The organism is Methanoculleus sp. UBA413 (genome assembly GCF_002502935.1).
GTDB classification, from domain to species: domain Archaea; phylum Halobacteriota; class Methanomicrobia; order Methanomicrobiales; family Methanoculleaceae; genus Methanoculleus; species Methanoculleus bourgensis.
This window is the reverse complement of record NZ_DAQR01000023.1, coordinates 9,118-11,470: the sequence shown is the minus strand read 5'-3', so window position 1 is coordinate 11,470 and position 2,353 is coordinate 9,118. Positions and strand designations below refer to the sequence as shown.

Below are 2,353 nucleotides of genomic sequence, written 5' to 3'. Positions count from 1 at the left end.
CAAGCGGGTGGGCAAACGGGGTGACCGATCCCGCAAACCCGTGCGCCCTCTCGCCATTCCCCCTGAGGATCTGCCGGTTGACCGCGATGGCCCGCGCACGCCGGCCGTCCGCAACGCAGGAGACGCTTGAAGGGATCCCATCGACGAGAGCTTGCACAACGTAGGGCACGTCCGGCCAGGTCTCCTCCCACCGGCGGAGTTCCTCCTCAGTCCTTGCGATCGTATTCCGCCACCCTCCTGCTCCCCGGCGCGGCTTGATCATCACCGGGTAGTGGCCGGCGCCGGCGAGCGGTGGGACCGGCACGTCCAGCCCCTCGAAGAACCGCTGGATCTCCAGTTTGTCGAGGAACCGCTCCACCTTCCGGGGCGGGGTACCATAGAGCGAGATCGCCGTCCCGATGTCCTCGGCACCCGAGGTGACGACCAGCGCATCCACCGGGTGGCGGGCGGCGAGTTCGGCGATCTTCTCCGGGAGTTCGGCAACCTCGTCGAACGTGGCACAGTCCTCCGTGCACCAGGCAAGGTCCTGGTCACAGAAGTGGTCGACAGCATAGACCGCATAGCCGGCCCGGTGGGCCGACTGCGCCACATGCCGCGTGGCGAACCCGGCAACCAGCACCCGGCCTCTCACTGCTCCACCGTCTTCTTGCCTGCGCCTGACGGCTCGATCCGGATCTTCGCATCCGGGTACTCCCTGTTCAGTTCCTTCCCCTCGAAGAGGTGGTCGAGGAAGAGGGCGAGGCTTGAGATCTCGGAGTGGGGTTGGGTGGTTACCGAGACGTTGTAGTCGGCAAGGCCGTAGATATCGCCCGGCACCTTCTCGGCCCCAACCACCACAAGCACCCGCTCCTGGTCCCTGATATCGTCGATGACGTCGGTCATCCGGAGCCCGTACATCGTAAGGTGGACGACCTTGCCGCCGCCGGCCTTCCAGTCCTCGATACACCGCCGCCACTTCACGTTATTCTCCGCAAAAAAGTCTCCTCCCCACCGGGAGGCCACATCCTCGATGCTCTTGATCACGCCGGGGTCGTCTGCGGCGAGGTACATGCCCCGGGCCCCGAGAGCCCGCGCCGCAAGCCCGACATGGGTCGTCACCCTTTGATCACGTTCCGGCCGGTGGCCTATCCGGAGCACTGCTACGGCAGGCATCTCTTCACTCATCTCTCCTTTTCGCCTTTATGACACCGTTCTCGATGACAAACGGCAGATCCACAGTATACCGGCACCGGCACTCGACCAGAGACTCCTGGACGGACAGGAGCCGGACCGTCTCCCCGGACCGCCGGATCAGAAGGTAACGCTCAAGGCGCTCAAGCGATGCAGTGACCGCAGAAGGTTCAAAACCGGTGGCTGCTACCAGGTCTCCGGTCGTAACACCGCCGTTTTCGGGAATTTGGTGGTATACGGCCCAGTCCAGATCTTCCTCACGCACACCTATTCTTTTTTCCGGGAAAACCGATATAGTTATTCATGCGTCCGTCGCACCGTTCTGGCTATACGGGCCTTCCTGGGGCGCCTCGCCGCCGGGACAGGGGTGCGGGGAGGCGGGAAGACATGGTGGGATCCGGGTAATGGTTGACTATAGTGAACTGGCAGACCTTGCCGACAGGCTCTTTGAGGCAAGCGGTGATGACGATGAACGGTTGGCAGATGTGCTGGACACACTTGACGGGGAGACCCGGGGCGCGCTCCTCGCCTCCGACTTCCTCAACGCCTACCAGGTCTACTACTATTATTTCCGGGAGACCCCGGACGAACTGGCAAAAGAGAGGCTGCAACTCCACGCGGCATCGGACCTCGCCCGCGGGATCATCGTCGGCGAGATCGATATCTACGAGGTTATCTTCCGCAGGGAAGACGGAGACCCCGTCCTCCTGCTCACCGACGGGGAGAAGGTTCAGGCTGAGTTCCGCGGGCCAGGGGCATACCGGGAGATGGTCAGGTACCTGGACGAGTGGTTCTAGTGGGGCATTTCACCGTATCGTGCGGGTCTTGGTGCAGATCGCCACCTCACGCGGAAACACGCGTGAGAGCGCGAAGGGGGACTCTGCCGCCCGTCAACCGACCTTCGCGTGCTTCCGCGTGAGACGTTGGTACTCTCTAGTACCCCTCACGCGAAGACGCGAAGGCCGCGAAGGGAACTGCCTACACCCATTACTGAACTTCGCGCACTCCCGCGTGAGACCGGAGTGCCCATCCCGTCATGCGATGCGACAAAAGTTTCTAAATAAAATGACACGATCCACTAGACAGGCGGTCTCCCCGCGGTGATCAGCCGCTCGTCCACCCTTGCCCGCACGATGGGGGGAAGATCTCCCCAGCGAATCACCACGTCGCCGATGACGGCGAG

The 2,353-nt window shown here is 62.9% G+C and carries 4 protein-coding genes; 1 reads left to right on the top strand and 3 read right to left on the bottom strand.

The features are described from left to right. The 3 genes from BP858_RS02025 to BP858_RS02015 form a co-directional block, all read right to left on the bottom strand. On the bottom strand, window positions 1-631 hold a 631-nt coding region (locus BP858_RS02025; RefSeq protein WP_286878704.1), incomplete at its 3' end, for an ATP-grasp domain-containing protein. Further along, the gene (locus tag BP858_RS02020; RefSeq protein ID WP_024265427.1) at window positions 628-1,152 is read right to left on the bottom strand and encodes a tRNA (cytidine(56)-2'-O)-methyltransferase; all 525 of its coding nucleotides are present in this window, start codon (window positions 1,150-1,152) and stop codon (window positions 628-630) included. The genes BP858_RS02025 and BP858_RS02020, both read right to left, overlap by 4 nt. A 4-nt stretch (window positions 1,153-1,156) precedes the next feature. Further along, window positions 1,157-1,435: a MarR family transcriptional regulator gene (locus BP858_RS02015; RefSeq protein WP_014867754.1), complete on the bottom strand. Its 279-nt coding sequence runs from the start codon at window positions 1,433-1,435 to the stop codon at window positions 1,157-1,159. Window positions 1,436-1,574: 139 nt separating this feature from the next. On the opposite strand from BP858_RS02015, the gene BP858_RS02010 reads away from it, so the two are divergent. Then, a complete protein-coding gene (locus BP858_RS02010) occupies window positions 1,575-1,967 on the top strand; it encodes a hypothetical protein (RefSeq protein ID WP_062264683.1) in 393 nt (130 codons plus the stop codon). The last annotated feature ends 386 nt before the right edge of the window (window positions 1,968-2,353 follow it).

Bases quoted from the DNA above. Each gene is read 5' to 3' on its own strand.
- BP858_RS02010 (WP_062264683.1), top strand. From the start codon at position 1,575: ATGGTTGACTATAGTGAACTGGCAGACCTTGCCGACAGGCTCTTTGAG.
- BP858_RS02020 (WP_024265427.1), bottom strand. From the start codon at position 1,152: ATGCCTGCCGTAGCAGTGCTCCGGATAGGCCACCGGCCGGAACGTGAT.